Origin of the sequence: Proteus sp. ZN5 (genome assembly GCF_011046025.1) — a bacterium.
Lineage (GTDB): Bacteria > Pseudomonadota > Gammaproteobacteria > Enterobacterales > Enterobacteriaceae > Proteus.
On record NZ_CP047639.1, the window covers coordinates 1,844,965 to 1,866,183 of the forward strand.

Below are 21,219 nucleotides of genomic sequence, written 5' to 3' on the forward strand. Positions count from 1 at the left end.
TAGATACAGAGGCTGTTTTCGGCGTTTCACGCCATAAATGAGAATAAAGATTTATGTTAGGTAAAATTGTAACCAAAATTTTTGGTAGTCGTAATGATCGTACAATCCGTCGTATGCGTAAAATTGTTGGTGAAATTAATAAATTAGAACCAGAATTTGAAAAGCTGACTGATGATGAGCTAAAAGCGAAAACAAATGAATTTCGTGAGCGTTTAAAGAACGGTGAAAAAGAAGAAGATATTTTACCTGAAGCATTTGCAACCGTACGTGAAGCAAGTAAGCGTGTCTTTGGTATGCGTCACTTCGATGTGCAGTTAATCGGTGGTATGGTGCTAAATGAACGTTGTATTGCTGAGATGCGTACAGGTGAAGGTAAAACATTAACTGCAACATTACCGGCATATTTAAATGCGTTATCAGGTAAAGGGGTTCACGTTGTTACTGTCAATGACTATCTAGCACAACGTGACGCCGAAAATAACCGTCCTCTGTTTGAATTCTTGGGTTTAAGCGTTGGTATCAACTTGCCAAATATGGCGCCACCAGTAAAACGTGAAGCCTATAATGCTGATATCACTTATGGTACGAACAACGAATTTGGTTTCGACTACCTGCGTGACAACATGGCATTTAGCCCACAAGAACGTGTTCAACGTAAATTACACTATGCTTTAGTGGATGAGGTCGACTCAATCTTAATCGATGAAGCGCGTACTCCGCTGATCATTTCAGGTCCAGCAGAAGACAGTTCTGAGCTTTATATCCAAATGAATAAAGTGATCCCTCACTTGATTTCTCAAGAGAAAGAAGACTCAGACACTTTCCAAGGTGAAGGTGATTACTCTGTTGATGAAAAAACACGTCAAGTGAACATCACAGAACGCGGTTTGGTTAAAATCGAAGGATTATTAGCAGATGCTGGCATGATGAAAGAAGGAGAGTCTTTATACTCACCAGCTAACATTATGTTAATGCACCATGTGACAGCAGCATTACGTGCTCACGCGCTATTTACCAAAGACGTTGACTACATTGTTAAAGATGGCGAAGTTATCATTGTTGACGAACACACGGGTCGTACAATGCAAGGTCGTCGTTGGTCAGATGGTTTACACCAAGCGGTTGAAGCAAAAGAAGGTGTGAAGATCCAAAATGAGAACCAAACATTAGCGTCAATCACATTCCAAAACTATTTCCGTTTATACGAAAAATTAGCAGGGATGACCGGTACTGCGGATACTGAAGCGTTTGAATTTAACTCTATCTATCGCTTAGAAACCATTGTTATCCCAACTAACCGCCCAATGGTACGTAAAGATCTACCTGACTTAGTTTATATGAACGAGCAAGGTAAATTTGCCGCCATTATTGAAGATATTCGTGAACGTACTCAAAATGGTCAGCCTGTTCTTGTGGGTACCATTTCAATTGAAAAATCAGAAGAAATTTCTAAAGCGCTGACTAAAGCGAATGTTCACCATAACGTGCTGAATGCGAAATTCCACGCAATGGAAGCGGACATCATTGCTAACGCAGGTTTACCTTCAGCGGTAACTATTGCAACTAACATGGCAGGTCGTGGTACCGATATCGTGTTAGGGGGTAGTTGGCAGACTGAAGTGGCTAAACTTGAAGAGCCAACTGAAGAGCAAATCGAAGAAATCAAAGCCAAATGGAAAGAGCGCCATGATGCAGTATTAGCCTCTGGTGGTTTGCATATCATTGGTACTGAGCGTCACGAATCTCGTCGTATTGATAACCAGTTACGTGGTCGTGCGGGTCGTCAAGGGGATGAAGGTTCTTCTCGTTTCTATTTATCTATGGAAGACTCCTTAATGCGTATTTTTGCTTCAGACAAAGTGTCTGGCATGATGCGTAAATTAGGTATGAATGAAACCGAAGCGATTGAGCACCCTTGGGTAACCAAAGCGATAGCAAACGCACAGCGTAAAGTAGAAAACCGCAACTTTGATATTCGTAAGCAACTGCTTGAATATGATGATGTGGCAAATGACCAACGTCGTGCAATCTATACTCAGCGTAACGAATTACTGGATGTGGCAGATGTAAGCGAAACTATTGATAGCATTCGCCAAGACGTCTTCACTTCAATGATTGATAATTATATTCCACCTCAATCACTGGAAGAAATGTGGGATATCGAAGGCTTAACAGCATGTCTACAAAAAGACTTTGATTTAAATTTACCAATCAAAGAGTGGTTAGATAAAGAGCCTGAATTACACGAAGAAACATTGCGTGAGCGTATTTTAGAAAAATCTATCGAAGTCTATAAAGCGAAAGAAGAGATCGTTAGTGCTGAGATGATGCGTAACTTTGAAAAAGGCGTGATGTTACAAACGCTAGATTCACTGTGGAAAGAGCACTTGGCAGCAATGGATTATTTACGTCAAGGTATCCATTTACGTGGTTATGCACAAAAAGATCCAAAACAAGAGTACAAACGTGAATCGTTCGCTATGTTTGCTAATATGTTGGAATCACTGAAATACGAAGTGATCAGCACACTAAGCAAAGTACAAGTTCGTTTACCAGAAGAAGTTGAAGAGTTAGAACGTCGCCGTCGTGAAGAAGCAGAACGTTTAGCTAAACAACAGCAATTAAGCCATGAAGTGACAAAAGAATCTCAAATGTCAGCAGTAGATGGTCAAGTTGCCGCAGGTAAAAAAGTGGGTCGTAACGAACCATGTCCTTGCGGATCGGGTAAGAAATTTAAGCATTGTCACGGTCAATTAGGTTAATTTATCCGTTGATAACAATGGTTATTTAACTTTCCGTTGAACAAGAAAATCCCGCTTAGTAATAAGCGGGATTTTTTATGGTTGATAGAAAAACTAAATTGAAGAGCGAAGGCGGGAAAGGTGACTTTTGGTTGTTTTACTTTGAGAGCCTGACTTGGGCTCAACTAATCCTGCAATAATCGGGCAATCAGGATTGTTATCACCTTGGCAATCTTTCGCTAAGTGTTCTAACGTTTTTGTCATTCGTTGTAGTTCAGTAATTTTACGATTGAGTTCTTCAATGTGGGAGAGTGCGATAGATTTCACATCGGCACTGGCACGTTCTCTGTTATTCCATAAAACTAACAATGTTGATATTTGTTCTGTTGAAAAACCAAGCGCTCGAGAATGGCGAATAAAACGAAAGCAAGCTACGTCTGTATCTGTGTAATCGCGATAACCTGAATCAGTACGAATAGCTTTTGGAATTAAGCCAATTTGCTCATAATAACGGATCATTTTGCTTGAAATACCAGACTTTTTTGCAGCTTGACCAATATTCATTATGTCCTCCTTATCAAATAATAAAGCACTCTCTATAAGTATAAAATAGTCGCTTCATAATATTGAGCCAGACCCTTGCTGAGTCTGGCTATAAATAGAATCACTCTATTAATGTGTTTTCATTGGTGCTTGAAAACGTTTTAGTCGTAAGGCGTTACCCAATACAAATACACTTGAAAGTGCCATTGCGGCCGCAGCAATGATGGGTGAAAGCAACATGCCATTAATTGGATAAAGCATGCCAGCCGCGACAGGAATTAATAAGGCGTTATAGGCAAAAGCCCAAAATAAGTTTTGTTTGATATTACGAATAGTGGCTTGGCTTAAAGCGATTGCATCAACGACACCGCGCAGATCACCCGACATTAACACGACATCAGCAGCTTCAATGGCGACATCGGTTCCTGTACCAATCGCTAACCCAACATCAGCTTGTGCAAGTGCTGGAGCATCATTGATACCATCACCAACAAAAGCGATTTTGGCGCCTTTATGGCTAAATTGTTTTAAGGCTTCGACTTTTCCATCAGGAAGTACTTCAGCCGCAATTTCATCAATACCTAACTGTTTAGCAATCGCTTTTGCTGTGGCTTCGTTATCACCTGTGATCATAGCAACTCTTAAACCTAAACCATGTAAAGCGTTGATTGCTTCAGGGGTTGTTTCTTTAATCGGATCTGCAACGGCAATAATGGCAGCAAGACGCCCATCAATGGCTGCATAAAGAGGGCTTTTGCCTTGTTCACCGAGTTTTTGCGCTGAAGAGATAAAGTGGCTTACATCTAATTCTAGTTGCTTCATAAAGCGATCAGCACCAACTGATACAGCTCTTCCACCCACGATTGCACTCACGCCAAACCCCGGAATCGCCTCGAAATTTTCAACCGTAGCGAGCGTTAATTTAGCCTCTTTAGCTGCATTGACAATAGCTTCTGCAATAGGATGTTCAGAATAAGTTTCAATAGCTGCAACAAGGCTTAAGACTTCGTTATATTTAAAACCTTCTGCTGGAATTAAATCCGTTAATTCAGGACGACCTTTTGTTAATGTGCCTGTTTTATCAAGAGCAACAACATTGACATCGCGTAAGGCTTGTAAGGCTTCTCCTTTTCGGAAAAGAATTCCCAATTCTGCGGCGCGACCTGTGCCTACCATAATGGATGTTGGCGTTGCTAATCCCATAGCACATGGGCAGGCAATAATTAATACAGCAACGGCATTTATAAGCGCAAAGGTTAGTGCAGGTTCTGGACCAAAAGCTAACCAAATAAAGAAGGTGATCGTTGCGCCTAACATAACTGCGGGTACAAACCACATGGTGACTTTATCAACTAGGGCTTGAATAGGAAGCTTAGAGCCTTGAGCTTCTTCCACTAAGCGAATTATTTGTGCTAATACGGTATTGGAGCCAACTTTTGTGACTTTAAAACTAAAAGCACCTGTTTTATTGATGGTTCCACCGACAACTTCAGAGCCAATCTCTTTCGATACAGGTACAGGCTCGCCCGTTATCATGCTCTCATCAACGTAAGAGTTGCCGTCAATAATTTCCCCATCAACAGGTATTTTTTCACCAGGGCGAACAAAAACAATATCTCCCATCACGACTTGATCAAGAGGGATCTCCAATGTCTCACCATGACGAGAAACTCGCGCCGTTTTAGCTTGTAGGCCGACTAAACGTTTAATTGCTTGAGATGTATTTCCTTTTGCCTTTGCTTCAAGCGTTCTTCCTAACAAGATCAAGGTGACAATCACAACAGCGGCTTCAAAATAGATATTGGCTGTGCCCGCAGGTAAGACGTGAGGAATAAAGGTTGATACTACTGAATAGCCGTAAGCGGCGGCTGTACCAACAGACACTAATGAGTTCATATCAGGAGCACCGCGTAATAACGCTGGTATTCCTTTTTGGAAAAAGCGTAATCCGGGGCCAAACATCACAATAGTGGCGAGGATAAATTGAATATACCAGTTTAGTTGTTGCCCCAGTGTTTGAGTAACCCAACCATGTACGCCGGGAATAAAGTGTGAGCCCATTTCAATAACAAAAACGGGTAATGTGAAAATAGTGGCGATAAGTAATGCGCGGCGTAATGAACGTTCCTCTTTTTCACGGCGCTCTTCACCTACATCGCGTGTATTTGCTGGATCATCAGATAAACGACGGGGTTTATAGCCTGCGTGTACAACGGCGGCCTCTAAATCCGTGATCGATACTACGCCTGATAAATGGCGTACCCGAGCGCGTTCAGTTGCAAGGTTTACCGTGGCTTCTAATACACCGGGTACTTGAGCTAGTGCTTTTTCTACACGACCAACGCAAGATGCGCAGGTCATTTCTTCAATTGCCAGCTCGGTTATCTCTTCGGATACTTTATAACCTGAACTTTCAATGGCACTCACGGCAACTATGGGGTCGGGTGTATTTGTAAATGTAATATCTGCACGTTCAGTGGCTAGATTGACAACGGCATCTTGTATTTGTGGTACGGCTTTTAAGGCTCGTTCGACACGACCAACACATGATGCACATGTCATACCTTCAACAGGTAAACTCAACCGATTGGCAGAGGACAACGTAGTATTAGTGTTCATCAAAAATCCCCTCTTAAATATGGTATGAGATAAAGCTTAGGCTTTACCATTAGGGGAAGGTCAAGGAGTCGATGACGATTTAATTTCTACGATAAAATGTACTTTTCTATTTTTAATTCAATGTATTAGCTTCTCTTTTTCATTTTCTGTATTTAATTTAAATCTTAAAGAAGTGTAAATTTATTGGATGATCAGCGAAATCTAAGCAGATAAATAAAAAACCCGCTTATTGAGATAACAAGCGGGTTTGGCTTACAAAAGAATAGGCATTACTCTTTTATGGGGTATCTGTTATTTTTCAGAAATAGATGATTTTGTGTTTACAGTTTCATTAACTTTAACAGGTGATTTTAATGATAAGTCACCACCTGCAAGTTGTTTCACTAAATCAACAGCAGATGATTTCAGATCAAGATCTGCACCTGCTTCATATTGGTGACCTTCAATATTGTTTAATTGAACGTTGCTACCACCTAAATCAACCTGACCTTGCTCACTTTTAATTTCAGCACCTGTAAGCTTAGTTGTACCACTTACATTTAATGAAATATCATTTTTGCTAGTTAAGGTTGTGGTTTGAGTCACCGCATCATTATCAATATGAGAAACTTTGATATCCGCATTGGTTGTATGACCTTCAGCACCAGTTACAATATTTTTGATACCGTTACCTACAGTGCCAATACCTTTATCAATTTTGGCTTTTGTCTCGTCACTGATACCGGTTTTATCTGCGATAGTTGAAGAGAGTGAATTATATTTATCAGAGATAACATCTGTTGCAGATTTAATACCTGAATCAATGGTCTCTTTGATCGTGTCTTCTAATAATGATCCACCTGCCTTGGCTGTTTTATCAACTTGACTAGATTTAGGATCATTGTTGTGGTTATAGCCAACATTTACATCAACAGTAACATGACGATCACTGTCTTTCTGGCTAGTTACTGTAAAGTCACCGCCCACATTACCCGTTACATTATCCGCAGAAACATTTGCACCAGAAAGAGCGAGGTTTTTGTCGCTATTTACAGTTAATGTACCTGTTTCTACTGAAGCATTTTGGTGTGTGGATTTTTGTTGATCTTCAACGTTCACTAAAACTTTGCCACCAATATCATGGATAGAGGTTGCTGGGTTTTCTTCAGTCACTTCTTTTGGCGTCGTATTGGTTTGCTTGCCATTTAAAGAGATATCAGTACCCCAATTATTTTTGTAATCTGTTGATTGTGCAGATGTCAGCGTGGTATCACCAGATTGAGAAGTTAATTGCGTATCTTTGCTATTAACTTTAGTACCTTGAAGATTAACCGAGCTACCGTTAACAGTTAAATTGCCTTGGTTAGCAATGGTTCCACCTTCACGAGAAACACTCTTCTCATCTTGCTTACCAATAGCAAATTCAGCACCACCTAACCCATTGACAGAAGATGATTTATCTCCTGTTTTTTGACCGAAGCCCGCTTGTAATCCACCTGATAAGTTCTTACCTGTTTCAGTACGCTGAGATTCTGTTGCTTGGAAATCAACTTTGTTCGTTGCAGTCAGAGCAACATCATTTTCGCTGGTTAAATGAGTGCCTTGTAAAGTCAGATTATGGCCTGAATTTAACTCAATACCTTGAGTGCCATTCACTGAACCTGCTTTTGCTGTTGTCTGATCTTTTTGATGATTTGCACCACCTGCATTAAAGCCACCACCATAATCTTTACTATCTGGTGTTGTACCTACTTTCAGGTTTGCACTGCCATTTACGTTATGTTGATTTTCAGTGTGGGTATCTGTTGCTTGTGCAAGTGTTAAATCACCGCCAGCATTTATGACAGTTTTACCTTCTTGAGCGTCAAACTTAGCACCCTCATAATGTGCATCTTCACGTACATTAATATTGATATTACCGGCTGAATTAAACTGGCTACCTTCAGCTTTGGTAGTAGTTAGGCTTGTGTCAGTGGTTTTACCTTCACCTTTAATCGCTACGGTAATATCGTTGCCTGTTTTGGTACTGACACCTACTTGACCGCCACCCGTTGTTTCATGGAAGGACTCTTGATGTTTGTCTTGTGCTGCTTCACTGGTATGGGTATTAGCTGTTAGTGCAATATCACCTTGGGTAGATTGATAATGAGTACCTTGGTCATGTAGCGTTTTATTACTGTCAGTATTAATTTTACCCGCAGTAATTGATGTAGAAACCGCTTGGCTATCACTTTGTGATTTCTGGCTACCGCCACCTTTAACACCAACTTCAACACCCACATTCGGTGCTTCTAAGTTACTTAAGTTAGCAAGATTACTAATAGCATCTTTAAAAGTAACTTTTTTATCAATACCTTTGTTGCTGTCAGGATTAGCAGCATCAACACCATCTTCAACGGCTTTCTTAATCGGCTGAGTAACGCCGCTATAATCAAGATTAACACCCACATCGACACCGATATTTAAGGTATCTGTTTTAGATGTTGCACTGTCATTTGCTGCAAGGTGATTAATGTTTTCACCTGACTCTTTATACGTACCATCAACTTTGTGTGATGCACCTTGATGCGTCACATCATTGTTTGCAGTAATGGTTAAATCACCTGCAACTTGAGTTTCGCTACCTTTATTTTTGGTGAGTTCGGTTGTTGTATGCTGTTTGTCATATTGGAAATCAGCTTTACTACCGATCTTATCAACTCCACCGGTATAGCTAAAACCACCTGAAATGGTTCTATCTGTACTGTCAGTCTCTTTTTTATTTTCTGTTGAAACAAAAGCAACATTGTCACCAGAAACAGTGGCATTACCTGCGGTTGTTTTTAAATCAGAGCCAGCAAAAGTGACATCTTTATCCGCTTGAACTTTAACACTGCCACCACTGAGAGTAGATCCTACTTGTTCAGTTTCTGTGCTGTTGTTTTTATTGGAAGTATGAGTGATATGAAAACCTGCGCTATATTGCTTGTCTTCAACTTCTTTAGCATGACCAGTGATCTCTAATGATGTTTTTTCATCATTGATTTTTGTGGTTTGCTGTGCAGATCTAACGTTGATATCACCTAAAGATTCAATTCCTAACTCATCAGCACTTTTAATTAAGCTACCAATCACATTGACATCTTTACCACTGACCACAGTTAATTCTGCATCAGAAACTAATTCGCTACCCGTTGAATGCTGTTGGTTAGTTTCATTCTTGTGGGAGTTTTTAGTAATGTTAAATGCAGTACCTGTACGTTCGTCTGTTTTAGTGATGGTTTCGCTAATTGCATTATCAATAACAACGTCACCTTGAGTCGTTTTAACAAAGGCGCCTTGATTACCTTTGACTTGACTACCTGTGATTTTGACACTGTTATCTGCTGCAAGTAACAGTTGTCCGTCAGCTGTTAATTGTGTTGAATGGCTGACTTCTTGTTTATTGTTATTGTTCTTATTATTACCGCCGCCGATACCTCCCCAAACAACATGATTGTCGGTTACAGTTTTATCATTGTTGGTATTTTGAACATTAAGATTGATGTTCTCTTTAGCGTTAACAACAACATTCTCATTAGAATGTAATTTTGCACCTTGAGCGGTAACTGAACCTTCAGCATTTAAACCTAGAGTTTTACCTGCGGTTAGTTCACTAGCTTTTAAGGTTTCTGTTTGATGGCTATTGCTCCAGCTACCAGTTTCTAAACGAGAAGTATGGTTGCGTTTATAGCCATTTTCACTGCGATTTTCTTTCTCAACTAATCCGTTGATATTGATATCTTGATTAGCATTAATTGCCAGTGTATTACCCGCATTAATTTTGGCGCCTTCAAGTGTTACATCACCTTTAGTTGCCGTTAATGTCGCACTGTTTTTGGCATCAATATGGCTACCAACTTGCTGTACTAGCTCTTTTTCTTTAGTAACATCATATTGCCAAGAATAGAACCAACGATTGTCAGTATCGGTATCTTTTTGCTGTAACTGTTTGCCATCAACTGTTAAATGAGCGCCTTGTAATAAAATATCATCCCCCATTAAATCAGAGGCTTTAATTTGGTTTTTATTATCAGCAACTAATGTGATGTTTTTACCTTTTAACTCTGTTTTAGTCAGAGTTTGGCTTGAACCACTGTTATTAACAGCAATACCGCCACGGTAATTTTGATAGTTTTCACTACCCTCTTTATCGTAGCTGTCATAGCGAACTTGACTATCCGTTTGAATATTGTCCGCTCTAACACTTAATTCGTTATCAGCAACAAATTTACCCGTTAATTTAACGCCACTACCTTCTGCTGTATTAATGATGCGTATACGACCGGATTGCATACTACCAAAGAAATAGCTATCTAAGGCAGAAGCAGTTTTTTGTGATGAAAGAATATCAAAGCGTTGAGAGAACGTATTTTGACCTGTTAATGCAGAAATTTCTGCGGCGGTTATTTTGCCTCGGCTATCAATACGTGGTGCAATTAAATCTAAAAGACCGGGAGCATGTAATCCGTTTTTACCAATAGAAAGTAAATTCGTATTGTTAAGCGTGCTATAACCTTTTAACTCACCATTCTCAAACAGTGGATTACCGACAACCAGAGAAGAGCGGCTAGTATTGATAAAACCGCATCCATCACAGGTAATACCGTTTGGGTTAGAAAGTACATATTCCGTAGCGATACCAAAAACTTCTTGCTGACCTAATAAGAACGAAGGGTTTCGGCTAACAACTTCATTTAAAATTAAAGAAGCTGCTTGTCCATTTAAATTGCTGTTGGCATTTAATTGCCCTGCAAGCTGTGATTGTCCTGCCTCTAAGGAGTTGTTAAAAACAGCGCCTGGTTTACCTACATTAAAATCTTGATATTGGTTATGAGAGATACCTTCGTTATTTGGTGTAACGATATTAATGACTTGAGTACCACCATTGACTGATGAAACATTCGGTCCTTGATTGCCCGCATCAGGAACAATACCGCCAGCATATGCATTTAGTGATACGAAAATAATCGCTAAAGATGCAGCAAGCCTACCCGAAGGAGAGAGCTTGAAGTTTTTTGATTTCATAGAGTTTTCTCCGTTTATTGCTATGAGTGTGAATCAAAATAAATATGAAAATCTAACTAACACTTGAGTAGGGTCTTTGGTTTTATTGGAATTCGTTTGGTTGTAAAGCAAATGCCCCTTGGCGACTTCAATATCGAATTGTGCTTTTTGATATTGGAGATTTAAGCCTGAACTTAGCCCATAGCCACTACGCCATCCTTCATAGTTACCATGTTGTTGCACTCGGCCAGCATCGAGACCAATTCGAGGGGTGATTGAAAATGTATTTATCCGATAAGGATAAGAAAGCGTATTACGTAAATAGCCGCCGTTATCGCCAGAAAGTGTACTTTGGTCAAAACCACGGATTGCGTTTTTATCCGTTAAACTAAGCCATTCCACACCTGGTAAGGTGTCAGGACTATATTGACCAAAGAAGGCGCTATTGAATAAAAATGTAGAATTCGATAAGGCAAAACGATGTTGCCAATTGGCAAAAAGCTTAACTTTTGTAAAGCGATAGTCATTACCATTGCCATTAGCAACACGAGGTGATTCATCTGCACCAAACCAACTAATGGCTTTCTCTGCACTTAAATTAACGCTGATGACACCATTTGGAACAATGTGTAAATGGTTGATACCTAACTCTACCGTTGTAAGTGCAGGGCTACTGAGATCAAGGCGGATTTGGCTGAAATAGTTACGTATTCGCTTATGTGTTATCTGCATGTTTAAGGTATCAATCTGTTTTTGATTACGATAAAAAGCGTAATCTCCCCTTAAACCAACTTGTGTTGTATCACCGGATAAACGTACGGTACGTGTTTGTAATGCTTGATGAAATTCATACTCCGAATAGCTACCAAAAGTACTGAATGTCAATGCGCCATAAGGTAAAGAATAAAGTAGGGTGTAAGCACGATTAAAGCGAGTATTAGGATTATCAGTGGTAATACTGGCATTTAAGCTGACAAAGTCAGATAGCCCTAATGGACTGTCTAAGCTTGCATTGGTTCGAACTAACCAGCGCCCTGAGTTTTTTTGCCCATAATTATCACTTGAAATATTTAGGTGCCACGGTGCTTGTCGCTGATTGGTGAGCTGAATAATAGAGCCGCCTAATTGCGTGCCAGGCAAGATATCGAGCTTAACTTTATTCGACTGTAAGCGGTTTGCTTGATCAAGCCCCTGATCCAGTTTTGAAAGCTTAAGAGGCTCTCCTTCAACATGAGGGAAAAGTAGTGCTGTGTTAACGCCTCGATCACTGCCTTCAATTTTTTCAATAAAGCCTTCAATAACATACAGCCCAAGCTGTTGCTCTTGATTTGGGCGTAAAAATTGAACTCTGGCAGTGATATAACCATGTTGAAGATAGCGTTGGGTTAACTCTTTGACTAAACGGTTAACGTCGGCACTTTTTATACATTGCTCTGGTAATGGTGTTAAGGAATCAAGATCTTTTTCATTAAGTAAAGTAATTCCTTGAACATACACACCATTAATAGGCAAACAATGTTCTGATTCAGTAATAAGTGTGGGGGTAGGTGAAACCTCTAATGCATTTTCTTGAAGTTGTTGATAGCGATTTTGTTCAATAAGTTGGTTTATTTCACGTTGACTATCTTGTAATGCGCGCCGCGATTCTCCCATCGAGCCTAAATAACTGGCATCATTTGCTGTTAATCCACTGGTTGAAAATCCACTTAATAGTGTTAATAAAATAACTTTTTTTCTCATTTTACCTCAATATAAAGGTATTAATTCAAATATAAATAATATTGCTTAAATATAGAAAGATAATAATTAATGTTTTTATATTATCGTTAATTTTAGAATAATAAATACCGGGTACTCTCAATATGAAAAGAAATTAAAAATCGATGAAATAAAGATAAATTTCTATTCCTTTCAATATTAAATATCGACATAACTAAAATGATTGATGTCTAAAATAGCATTACTTAAACAAATGATTCATTTAAATAGCTTCTATTGTATTGATTTTCATGGTTATAATCTTCTGTGTTATTTTTTCTCCTTGCTTAATTTACCATCGATTTAGCTATGTTAATTAAATTTTTTTACTTTTTATAAAGAGGCGATAAATAATGAGAGAGGATTCGAAGATATGAAAAGGAAGTAGGCTAATTAGCTTTTCATTTGTTGTTTATAAGTTTGTTAAAGTTGTATTCTGGAATAAATATTTCATGAATTATTATTTCATTTTAATGAATAAAACGAGCAAAAGAAAAGTAAAGAGATTAGAGTTTTATTGTTAAATTATTAATCATGATAAAAAGTATGGTTATTTAAATACAACTTTCATTTTGTGAAAATGCAATGTAAATACATGTATTACCACTTAGTGTTATCAATAAAAATTTAAACAATAAAAAATAGTTTATTAAAGATTAAGGTAAGTGATAGTGATCACGTTAATATGTTATTTATTATAAATAGTGTGATAATCGTCCAAAATATACTATTGTTATATTACTAACTGTGTTTAACTGTTATATAAATTAGCATGTAAATTGTACTATTTCCTGACTATAAGGGTTAAAGTATGTTCTCATCATTTAATGTTTTGATAATATTAAGAGGTTTCTTCAGATTGAAGAAATGGTTTAATATTGATTCTGAACTCGCCTTCTTCTTTCCTGAAAAATAATCCTTTTTTATATCCATTCCAAATAATTTAATACTCTTTTTCCGTTTAATTTAAATGGAGAGATTATTTTATTTATTCTAATTTTATTATTTAATTTATATTAAAGGTATTATCATGGCTAAAAGAATCGTAGAACCATTCCGTATTAAAATGGTAGAAAAAATCCGTGTTCCTTCAAGAGAAGAACGTGAAGCCGCATTAAAAGAAGCAGGATATAACCCATTCCTATTACCAAGTCATGCTGTTTATATTGATTTATTAACAGACTCTGGTACTAACGCAATGAGTGATCACCAGTGGGCAGCAATGATAACAGGTGATGAGGCTTATGCGGGTTCAAGAAACTATTATGATTTAAAAGATAAAGCCAAAGAGTTATTTAATTACGATTATATTATTCCTGCTCACCAAGGTCGTGGTGCTGAAAATATTCTTTTCCCAGTATTATTAAAATATAAACAAAAAGATGGAAAAGCGAAAAATCCTGTATTTATTTCTAACTTCCATTTCGATACAACAGCAGCACATGTTGAATTAAACGGCTGTAAAGCAATTAATATTGTTACTGAGAAAGCGTTTGATTCAGAAACCTATGATGATTGGAAAGGCAATTTTGATATTGCTAAATTAAAAGAAAATATTGCTAAACATGGTGCTGATAACGTTGTTGCCATTGTTTCAACAGTGACTTGTAATAGTGCTGGTGGTCAGCCTGTTTCAATGGACAATTTAAGAGAAGTTTACGAAATCGCAAAACAACACGGTATTTTTGTTGTTATGGACTCAGCGCGTTATTGTGAAAATGCGTATTTCATTAAACAGCGTGATCCTAAATATAAAAATGCGACTATCAAAGAAATTATTTTAGATATGTATAAATATGCTGATGCATTAACAATGTCAGCGAAGAAAGATCCACTGTTAAATATTGGCGGCCTAGTCTCAATTCGTGATAATGAAGAAGTATTCACATTAGCAAGACAGCGCTGTGTACCAATGGAAGGCTTTGTTACCTATGGTGGTTTAGCAGGTCGTGACATGGCTGCAATGGTTCAAGGCTTAGAGGAAGGTACTGAGGAAGAATATCTGCACTATCGTATTGGTCAGGTTCAATATCTGGGTGATCGTTTACGTGAAGCGGGCATTCCGATTCAATATCCTACTGGCGGACATGCTGTTTTCGTTGACTGTAAAAAACTGGTACCGCATATCCCTGGCGATCAATTCCCAGCTCAAGCTGTAATTAACGCGCTTTACTTAGAGTCTGGTGTTCGTGCTGTTGAAATCGGTTCGTTCTTACTCGGTCGTGATCCTGCAACAGGTGAGCAAAAACACGCAGATATGGAATTTATGCGTTTAACTATTGCACGTCGTGTCTACACCAACGACCATATGGATTATATTGCTGATGCACTTATCGGCTTAAAAGATAAGTTTAAAACGCTTAAAGGTCTTGAGTTCGAATATGAACCACCTGTATTAAGACACTTTACTGCTAGATTAAAACCTATCAAATAAATAATACTCCACAATAATAATGGCTCTCGTGCAATGCGAGAGCCCTATCCTTATTTCAGTAAGGACTAAAAAATGGAAAATAAGTCGGTAAATAAAGAACCCTCAATTATTGTAGGGGGATTTGTGTTGGGCGGCGCCATGATCGGTGCGGGAATGTTTAGCCTACCAACAATAATGTCTGGCGCTTGGTTTATTAACTCACTCTTTATATTATTTATTGTCTGTTTCTTTATGTTTCATTCTGGAATTTATATTCTTGAATGTATATCTAAATATGGCGCAGGAACAAACTACTTTCATATATCGAAAGAGTTATTACCTAAATGGGCGTGTTATCTTGCGAATGCGTCTTTGATATTTGTATTATATATATTAATTTATGCTTATATCTCTGCTGCAGGTTCGATCATTTATGAAGCTTCGTCTTTATATGGTCTTAATTTAAACCTTAGAGTGATATTCTTTGTATTTACCATAGTGCTCGGAGCAACAATATGGTGGGGTGGCGCTTGCGCCAGTCGTTTAACCTCAATATTTTTATTTATTAAGATTGTTTTATTCGTATTGGCATTCTCGGGATTATTCTTTAAAGCGAGAGGTGATTTATTATTTACAGCAACCTTTGAAGGTAAAAGCCAATTATATCTTTATCCTTTTATTTTTATCATTATTCCTTATGCTATCACCTCTTTTGGTTATCATGGTAATGTTTGTAGCCTTTATAAGCTCTATCATGAAAATGAAAAAAAGGTTGTTAAAAGTTGTGTGATTGGTTGTGTTTTAGCTCTAGTAATTTATTTACTTTGGATGATTGGTACGATGGGAAATTTACCTCGTGAGCAATTTATTACAATTATCCAAAAGGGCGGTAACTTAGATGCCTTTATTGATTCTTTATATACTGTATTAAATAGTAAATATATTGAAGGATTTTTATTATGGTTTTCTATTAGTGCCGTATTCTGTTCATTTTTAGGGGTGGCGATTGGTCTATTCGACTATATTTTAGCATCACTAAAATTTGAAGATAACAAAACAGGTCGCTTAAAATCTGGCGTTTTATGTTTTACGCCGCCATTACTATTATGTTTACTTTTCCCTAATGGTTTCTTAATTGCGATTGCTTATGCAGGAACCGCGGCGTGTGTATGGGCAATTATTTGTCCTGCGGTTATGGCACTGAAAGCACGCGAGAAATTTCCAAACTCAGGCTTTAAAGTGTGGGGAGGCAAAGGGTTAATTTATGCTGTTATCGCTTTTGGTGCAGTAGGGATTATTTGCCAAACATTAGCACAGTTCGGTTTCTTACCTATTTATCGCTAATTAATCGAGATAGTCAGGGAAAGAAAACCAGAGTAGCGCCGTTGGATATACGTTATAATATCGCTAAGTTGTTATAATAACGTGACTATTCAATAGGTTGTCTATGAAGGATAAAAAGAAGCTACATATTGCTGCGGGTATTATTTGTGATCAACACAATAATGTCTTTATCACCCAACGCCCTCTAAAATCACATATGGGGGGATTTTGGGAATTTCCGGGAGGAAAATTAGAAGATAAAGAGACTCCTGAGCAGGCGTTAGTACGTGAGTTACAAGAAGAAATCGGTATTGATGTAACGCAATGCTCACTTTTTGAAACAGTAGAGCATGATTTTCCAGATAGACACATTACCTTATCCTTTTTCTTAGTCACGGAATGGGATAATGAGCCCTATGGTAAAGAAGGGCAAGAATTCAAGTGGACATCGATGGGATCGTTAAATGCTGATGATTTTCCGCCCGCTAACCGCACTATTGTGGCGTTATTACAAAAGTAAGCAAAGTAGAATAGCGCCAAATAAGCACCTATAAATAAAATAGCCACTCAGCCGAGTGGCTATTTTTTATGTTCAGGATTGGCGTATTAAAAGTCTTTAGGCTCTTGTTGTGGCGCTTCACTCCAATCATCGCTGTCATTAATATCGCTTTGGCTTGGAATGCGTTTTGATTCATCTGCCCATTCGCCTAAATCAATAAGTTGGCAACGTTTACTACAAAAAGGGCGATAAGGGCTACTTTCATTCCAAACAACTTCTGTTTGACAGGTTGGACATTTTACAATTAATTCTTCGCTCATTATCTCTCCTAGATTTCATTGGTGCTATTTATGCTCATATCAATAAACATAATGTTAGCAACAAGCGATCTCAAAAGGTAGCTCTAGAGGTACGGTTCCATTTTCGCTATCAAGTGGTAAAAAGCGGATCGCATAGCGATTTTTATGTCCTGAAACTTGAGGATAGATTTGGTGATCAATGGCTATCTTAAGACGTAGCAATTCACCTTCTTCAGCACTGTCTTGGTAAAAACCACGGTGACTAAGAGCTGGCTTAAATGTATCTGATTGGCGAATAAGCATGAGCAAACTATTTAATGCATTTTGTAATGGTAATAAACCCGTCAGCCAGCTTTGTAATCTCTCATCACGAGTTGCTTGAGGTAAGCTTAACCATAAATGTAATGCAGGCACATCAAAGTTACAGCATCCACCGGGAATACTTAGACGCTGCTTGACTAAACTAATAACTTTATCTTGTTTTAAATGCTGACCAATGCGAGGTGCTTTACTTAATACAGCTGCATTTTCAGCTAGTTCATCAATAATCTGAGTGACAATCGCTTTATCAACATTAGGAAATGAAAGCCATTGCTGTAATTTTTTTTGTCTTTTTTCTAATTCTTTAAGTAATTCAGCACGAATTTCACCACGATCAAGGACTTCAATAAATTCTGATATCGCACGGAAAAATGAGAGTGCTGTGGGTAATGAATCAATTGCACGAAAACTGTTAATTTGAATCAATGAGTTTTCAATTCTAAGCCATGAACGCATTTTTTCATTGAGGGGATGTTCGAAGATGATTGTTGTGATGTCATCACTCATGGCAATTGTCCTGTAACGCTTGTTGAGCTAATTCTAAGTAATGCTGATGGAGTTGCTTAACTTTTCCAATCATATTTTGGCTATTATCGTAATTTTCAATAATATCATCAGCGACGGCTAATCGTTCTTGTCTTTGAGCTTGAGCTTTTAAAATATTGAGAACTTGCTCTCGACTTACGCCATCTCGTTTTATGGTTCTTTCTATTTGTTCTTCTTGTGTAACATCGACAACAAGGACACGAGAGGCGAGATGCGTTAATTTATTTTCAATTAATAATGGAACAACCCAAATAAAGTAGGGTGCTTTAATTTGCTGTATTTGTCTTTGAGTCTCTTGCTGTATCAATGGGTGAAGAAGATTGTTAACCCAAGTTTTTTCTTCATTATTTTCAAAAATAATCTGGCGTAACTGTGCTCGATTTAATGAGCCATCGGGTAACAAAATGCAGTCACCAAAGTGTTGATGTAATGCATTTAATCCTAAAGATTGAGGCTCTACCACTAATCGAGCAATAACGTCAGCATCGACAAGTGGTACACCTAATGAGGCAAAAGCATTAGCAACGGTAGTTTTACCGCTGCCTATTCCGCCTGTAAGAGCAACCGTATAAGCCATTTGTGTTTATCTGTTTTTAATGAATTAAAATTTACTATTAGTCTAGGTATTCTAAAGGCTAATTTTGTTTTTATCACAAGATAATAACCGCAATATTTGGGTTTTATTCGGTTATTATGATAGATGATTTTCTGCTACCCTGACATCCTACCTCATAATGTGTAATAGAATTACCATCAATCAATAAGTTAGTGCAACACATAGTAACAGCATGTTACTCATAAAATTTGTGATTCACTGTATAGTATCACCTAACTGTAATATAGGAAGATACATAGCAATGATTAATGTGCCAATAATCAATGCAATGACCGTCATCAGTATTGGCTCTAACCAAGCACTAATGGTATTTAATTGCTCATCGAGTTGATGATAAAACCAATCACTTAATTTCTGACAAAAATAGAGCAACTGCCCCGAGTTTTCTGCACAAAGGATAAATTGATAACAAATAGGCGTAAAAAGAGGTTCATTTTTCATAAATAAGCTTAATGACTTACCTTGCATAATATGGTCGCTCATTTGAGAAAGCACTTGCTTATAAATGGGGTGTGTAAGTTGTTCTATTCCTATTTTTAAACCTTGTAATAAAGGTAATCCGGCTTGTTGTGTAATACTTATTATCTGAAAAATAAAGTGTAATTGCTGGTACTTTAAAAACTTACCTAAATAAGGAATATGAAGAAAAAAGGTTTGTTCAATAAAATACAATAGTGAAAAATAGTGTCGAATTGAGCGATAAGCAACTATTAATCCTATAAAGATAAACACTATCATACTGATATAATCAGTAAGCCATTGCGAAAAAGCAATTAAGGTGAGTGTTAAAGTAGGAAGTTCTGTATTAAAGGCGCTGTATAAAGACTGATATTCAGGTAAGACATAGAGCAACATAATACTGGTAATAAAAGTCAATACAGTGAGTAAAAAGGTTGGGTATTTAAAGGCTTTTTTGATTTTTTTAACAATCTCTCGATGTTTCTTTAATTGTATTATTTGAAGCGTAATAACTTCATCTAACTTTCCACTTTCTTCACCAATAAAAATAAAGCGACTCAGTGCAATTGGGAAATAAAGTGGATAGCGAGTTAATTGTTTGGAAAGAGAACCTCCTTGCATTAAGTTGAAAATGATATCTTCTAATACGCATTGCCAATGTGAGTAACGACATTCATCTTTTAATAATGTTAATGCTGGAAGAAGTGCTAAACCTGAATGAAGTAATAAAGCTAATTGTTCGAATAATTGAATTCGATATTGCTTATCAGTATCTTGAAATAAAACAATTTTGAATAAATGTATTTTTATGGGGAGTTTTTGTTGTTGTGTTAGTTTAATAAAAGCCTCGTTATTCGAGGATGCTAGTATTTTTCCAGTGCACCATTCTCCTTGATAAGTTAATGCATCATAACGATAAATTAGCTGTAATCTCATTCAATATCTCCTAGTGTTTGATATACCTCCTCAAGTGTCGTTATTCCTTGTTTAATTAATGAAAAGCCGGAATAGAGTAAGTGATAAGGGGGGGAGTATGTTTGTTTTAAGGGTTCAAAGCAGTCATAAATAGCCGTTCTTCCGTTATAGCCTGAACAGCATTGCTGGCAACCAACTGCTTGCCAATTTGGTAGTTCGACTATTTCTTTATTTATATTTATATGCTGTTTATTGGGTAGGCATATTTTACAGTGTGGACATAAACAACGAACTAATCGTTGTGAAATAATTAAGCTAACACAGGAGTGAATAAGATCTTTTTCAATTCCTAAGTTATATAGACGCATTAATGTAGATGAAGCCGAATTAGTATGTAAGGTTGATAATACAAGATGTCCTGTTTGTGCTGCTTTTATTGCCATTTCAGCGGTAGATTGATCACGTATTTCACCTACCATAATAATGTCAGGATCTTGGCGTAGTAATGCCCGTAATATTGTTGTGAATGAGATCCCTGATTTTTCGGAAATTTGGATCTGATTAATACCCTTTAGAGGTAATTCAACCGGATCTTCAACACTACTTATATTTAGGTTTTCTCTATTTAAATAATGTAAACAACTATATAGAGTGAGTGTTTTTCCACTTCCTGTTGGTCCAGTGACTAAAATCATTCCTTGTGGCAAATCTAAATACTTTTTTAATAGTGTTAAGTGCGAAGGTTGAAAGCCCAGATGATTTAATTCTGGTTGTTGTAAATTATTGATAAGCCGCAAAACCACTTTTTCACCATACAGTGTGGGAAGTGTTGCAATTCGTATTGAATAGTTTTTTTCATGATAAGACCAATTAAACTGCCCATCTTGAGGTAACCGCTTTTCTGCAATATTTAAGTTAGCGAGTACCTTTAAACGAGTCACTATTTCTTCAGAGAATTCATCAGGAGGTGATGAAAATAGATATAAATGGTTATCTATTCTGGCTCGAATTCTTACACTGATTTGCTGTGGCTCTATATGTAAATCAGAGACTCGTTTTAAAATACTTTCACGTAATAGATGCTCAATAAATTCTGTTGCAGAGTGTGTGATATCCATTCTTCACCTCTTTATACATTCTGACTTATCTGTGTTGTCTTTAAT

The 21,219-nt window shown here is 37.4% G+C and carries 13 protein-coding genes; 4 read left to right on the forward strand and 9 right to left on the reverse strand.

Translation table 11 applies throughout. From position 1 onward, the window contains the following. Window positions 1–53 precede the first annotated feature (53 nt). Window positions 54–2,762: a preprotein translocase subunit SecA gene (gene secA / locus GTK47_RS08480; protein WP_165122762.1), complete on the forward strand. Its 2,709-nt coding sequence runs from the start codon at window positions 54–56 to the stop codon at window positions 2,760–2,762. Between the two features lie 93 nt (window positions 2,763–2,855). Here secA and cueR read toward each other — a convergent pair whose 3' ends face one another. The 4 genes from cueR to GTK47_RS08500 all read right to left on the reverse strand — a co-directional run bounded on the left by cueR (window position 2,856) and on the right by GTK47_RS08500 (window position 12,647). Beyond that, window positions 2,856–3,305 carry a Cu(I)-responsive transcriptional regulator gene (cueR, locus tag GTK47_RS08485; protein WP_165122763.1) on the reverse strand — a complete coding sequence of 150 codons (450 nt, stop codon included), beginning with the start codon at window positions 3,303–3,305 and terminating at the stop codon, window positions 2,856–2,858. Window positions 3,306–3,413: 108 nt separating this feature from the next. Beyond that, window positions 3,414–5,903, reverse strand: a complete 2,490-nt coding sequence (locus GTK47_RS08490) for a heavy metal translocating P-type ATPase (RefSeq protein ID WP_165122764.1) — start codon at window positions 5,901–5,903, stop codon at window positions 3,414–3,416. A 291-nt stretch (window positions 5,904–6,194) separates the two neighbouring features. Next, complete coding sequence (gene hpmA, locus GTK47_RS08495; RefSeq protein WP_165122765.1) at window positions 6,195–10,928, reverse strand: calcium-independent hemolysin HpmA; 4,734 nt, start codon at window positions 10,926–10,928, stop codon at window positions 6,195–6,197. 33 nt (window positions 10,929–10,961) lie between these two features. Beyond that, entirely contained in the window at window positions 10,962–12,647 is a 1,686-nt protein-coding gene (locus GTK47_RS08500) for a ShlB/FhaC/HecB family hemolysin secretion/activation protein (protein WP_165122766.1), read from the reverse strand. Between the two features lie 1,048 nt (window positions 12,648–13,695). On the opposite strand from GTK47_RS08500, the gene GTK47_RS08510 reads away from it, so the two are divergent. The 3 genes from GTK47_RS08510 (at window position 13,696) to mutT (ending at window position 16,921) form a co-directional block, all read left to right on the forward strand. After that, window positions 13,696–15,099 carry a tryptophanase gene (locus GTK47_RS08510; protein WP_023581506.1) on the forward strand — a complete coding sequence of 468 codons (1,404 nt, stop codon included), beginning with the start codon at window positions 13,696–13,698 and terminating at the stop codon, window positions 15,097–15,099. Between the two features lie 72 nt (window positions 15,100–15,171). Further along, entirely contained in the window at window positions 15,172–16,422 is a 1,251-nt protein-coding gene (locus GTK47_RS08515; RefSeq protein WP_165122767.1) for an aromatic amino acid transporter, read from the forward strand. A gap of 103 nt (window positions 16,423–16,525) precedes the next feature. Beyond that, window positions 16,526–16,921, forward strand: coding sequence for an 8-oxo-dGTP diphosphatase MutT (gene mutT / locus GTK47_RS08520; protein WP_165122768.1), 396 nt, complete (start codon window positions 16,526–16,528; stop codon window positions 16,919–16,921). 86 nt (window positions 16,922–17,007) lie between these two features. Here the strand turns inward: mutT and yacG are convergent, their stop codons facing one another. From yacG to GTK47_RS08545, 5 genes are all read right to left on the reverse strand, one after another. Then, window positions 17,008–17,220, reverse strand: coding sequence for a DNA gyrase inhibitor YacG (gene yacG / locus GTK47_RS08525; RefSeq protein WP_088494938.1), 213 nt, complete (start codon window positions 17,218–17,220; stop codon window positions 17,008–17,010). A 54-nt stretch (window positions 17,221–17,274) separates the two neighbouring features. After that, complete coding sequence (gene zapD / locus GTK47_RS08530) at window positions 17,275–18,027, reverse strand: cell division protein ZapD (RefSeq protein ID WP_102949476.1); 753 nt, start codon at window positions 18,025–18,027, stop codon at window positions 17,275–17,277. Then, window positions 18,020–18,643 carry a dephospho-CoA kinase gene (coaE, locus tag GTK47_RS08535; protein ID WP_165122769.1) on the reverse strand — a complete coding sequence of 208 codons (624 nt, stop codon included), beginning with the start codon at window positions 18,641–18,643 and terminating at the stop codon, window positions 18,020–18,022. The genes zapD and coaE overlap by 8 nt, the downstream gene beginning before the upstream one ends. A gap of 234 nt (window positions 18,644–18,877) precedes the next feature. Next, entirely contained in the window at window positions 18,878–20,077 is a 1,200-nt protein-coding gene (locus GTK47_RS08540; protein WP_165122770.1) for a type II secretion system F family protein, read from the reverse strand. Further along, complete coding sequence (locus GTK47_RS08545; protein WP_165122771.1) at window positions 20,074–21,174, reverse strand: ATPase, T2SS/T4P/T4SS family; 1,101 nt, start codon at window positions 21,172–21,174, stop codon at window positions 20,074–20,076. The genes GTK47_RS08540 and GTK47_RS08545 overlap by 4 nt, the downstream gene beginning before the upstream one ends. Window positions 21,175–21,219 lie beyond the last annotated feature (45 nt).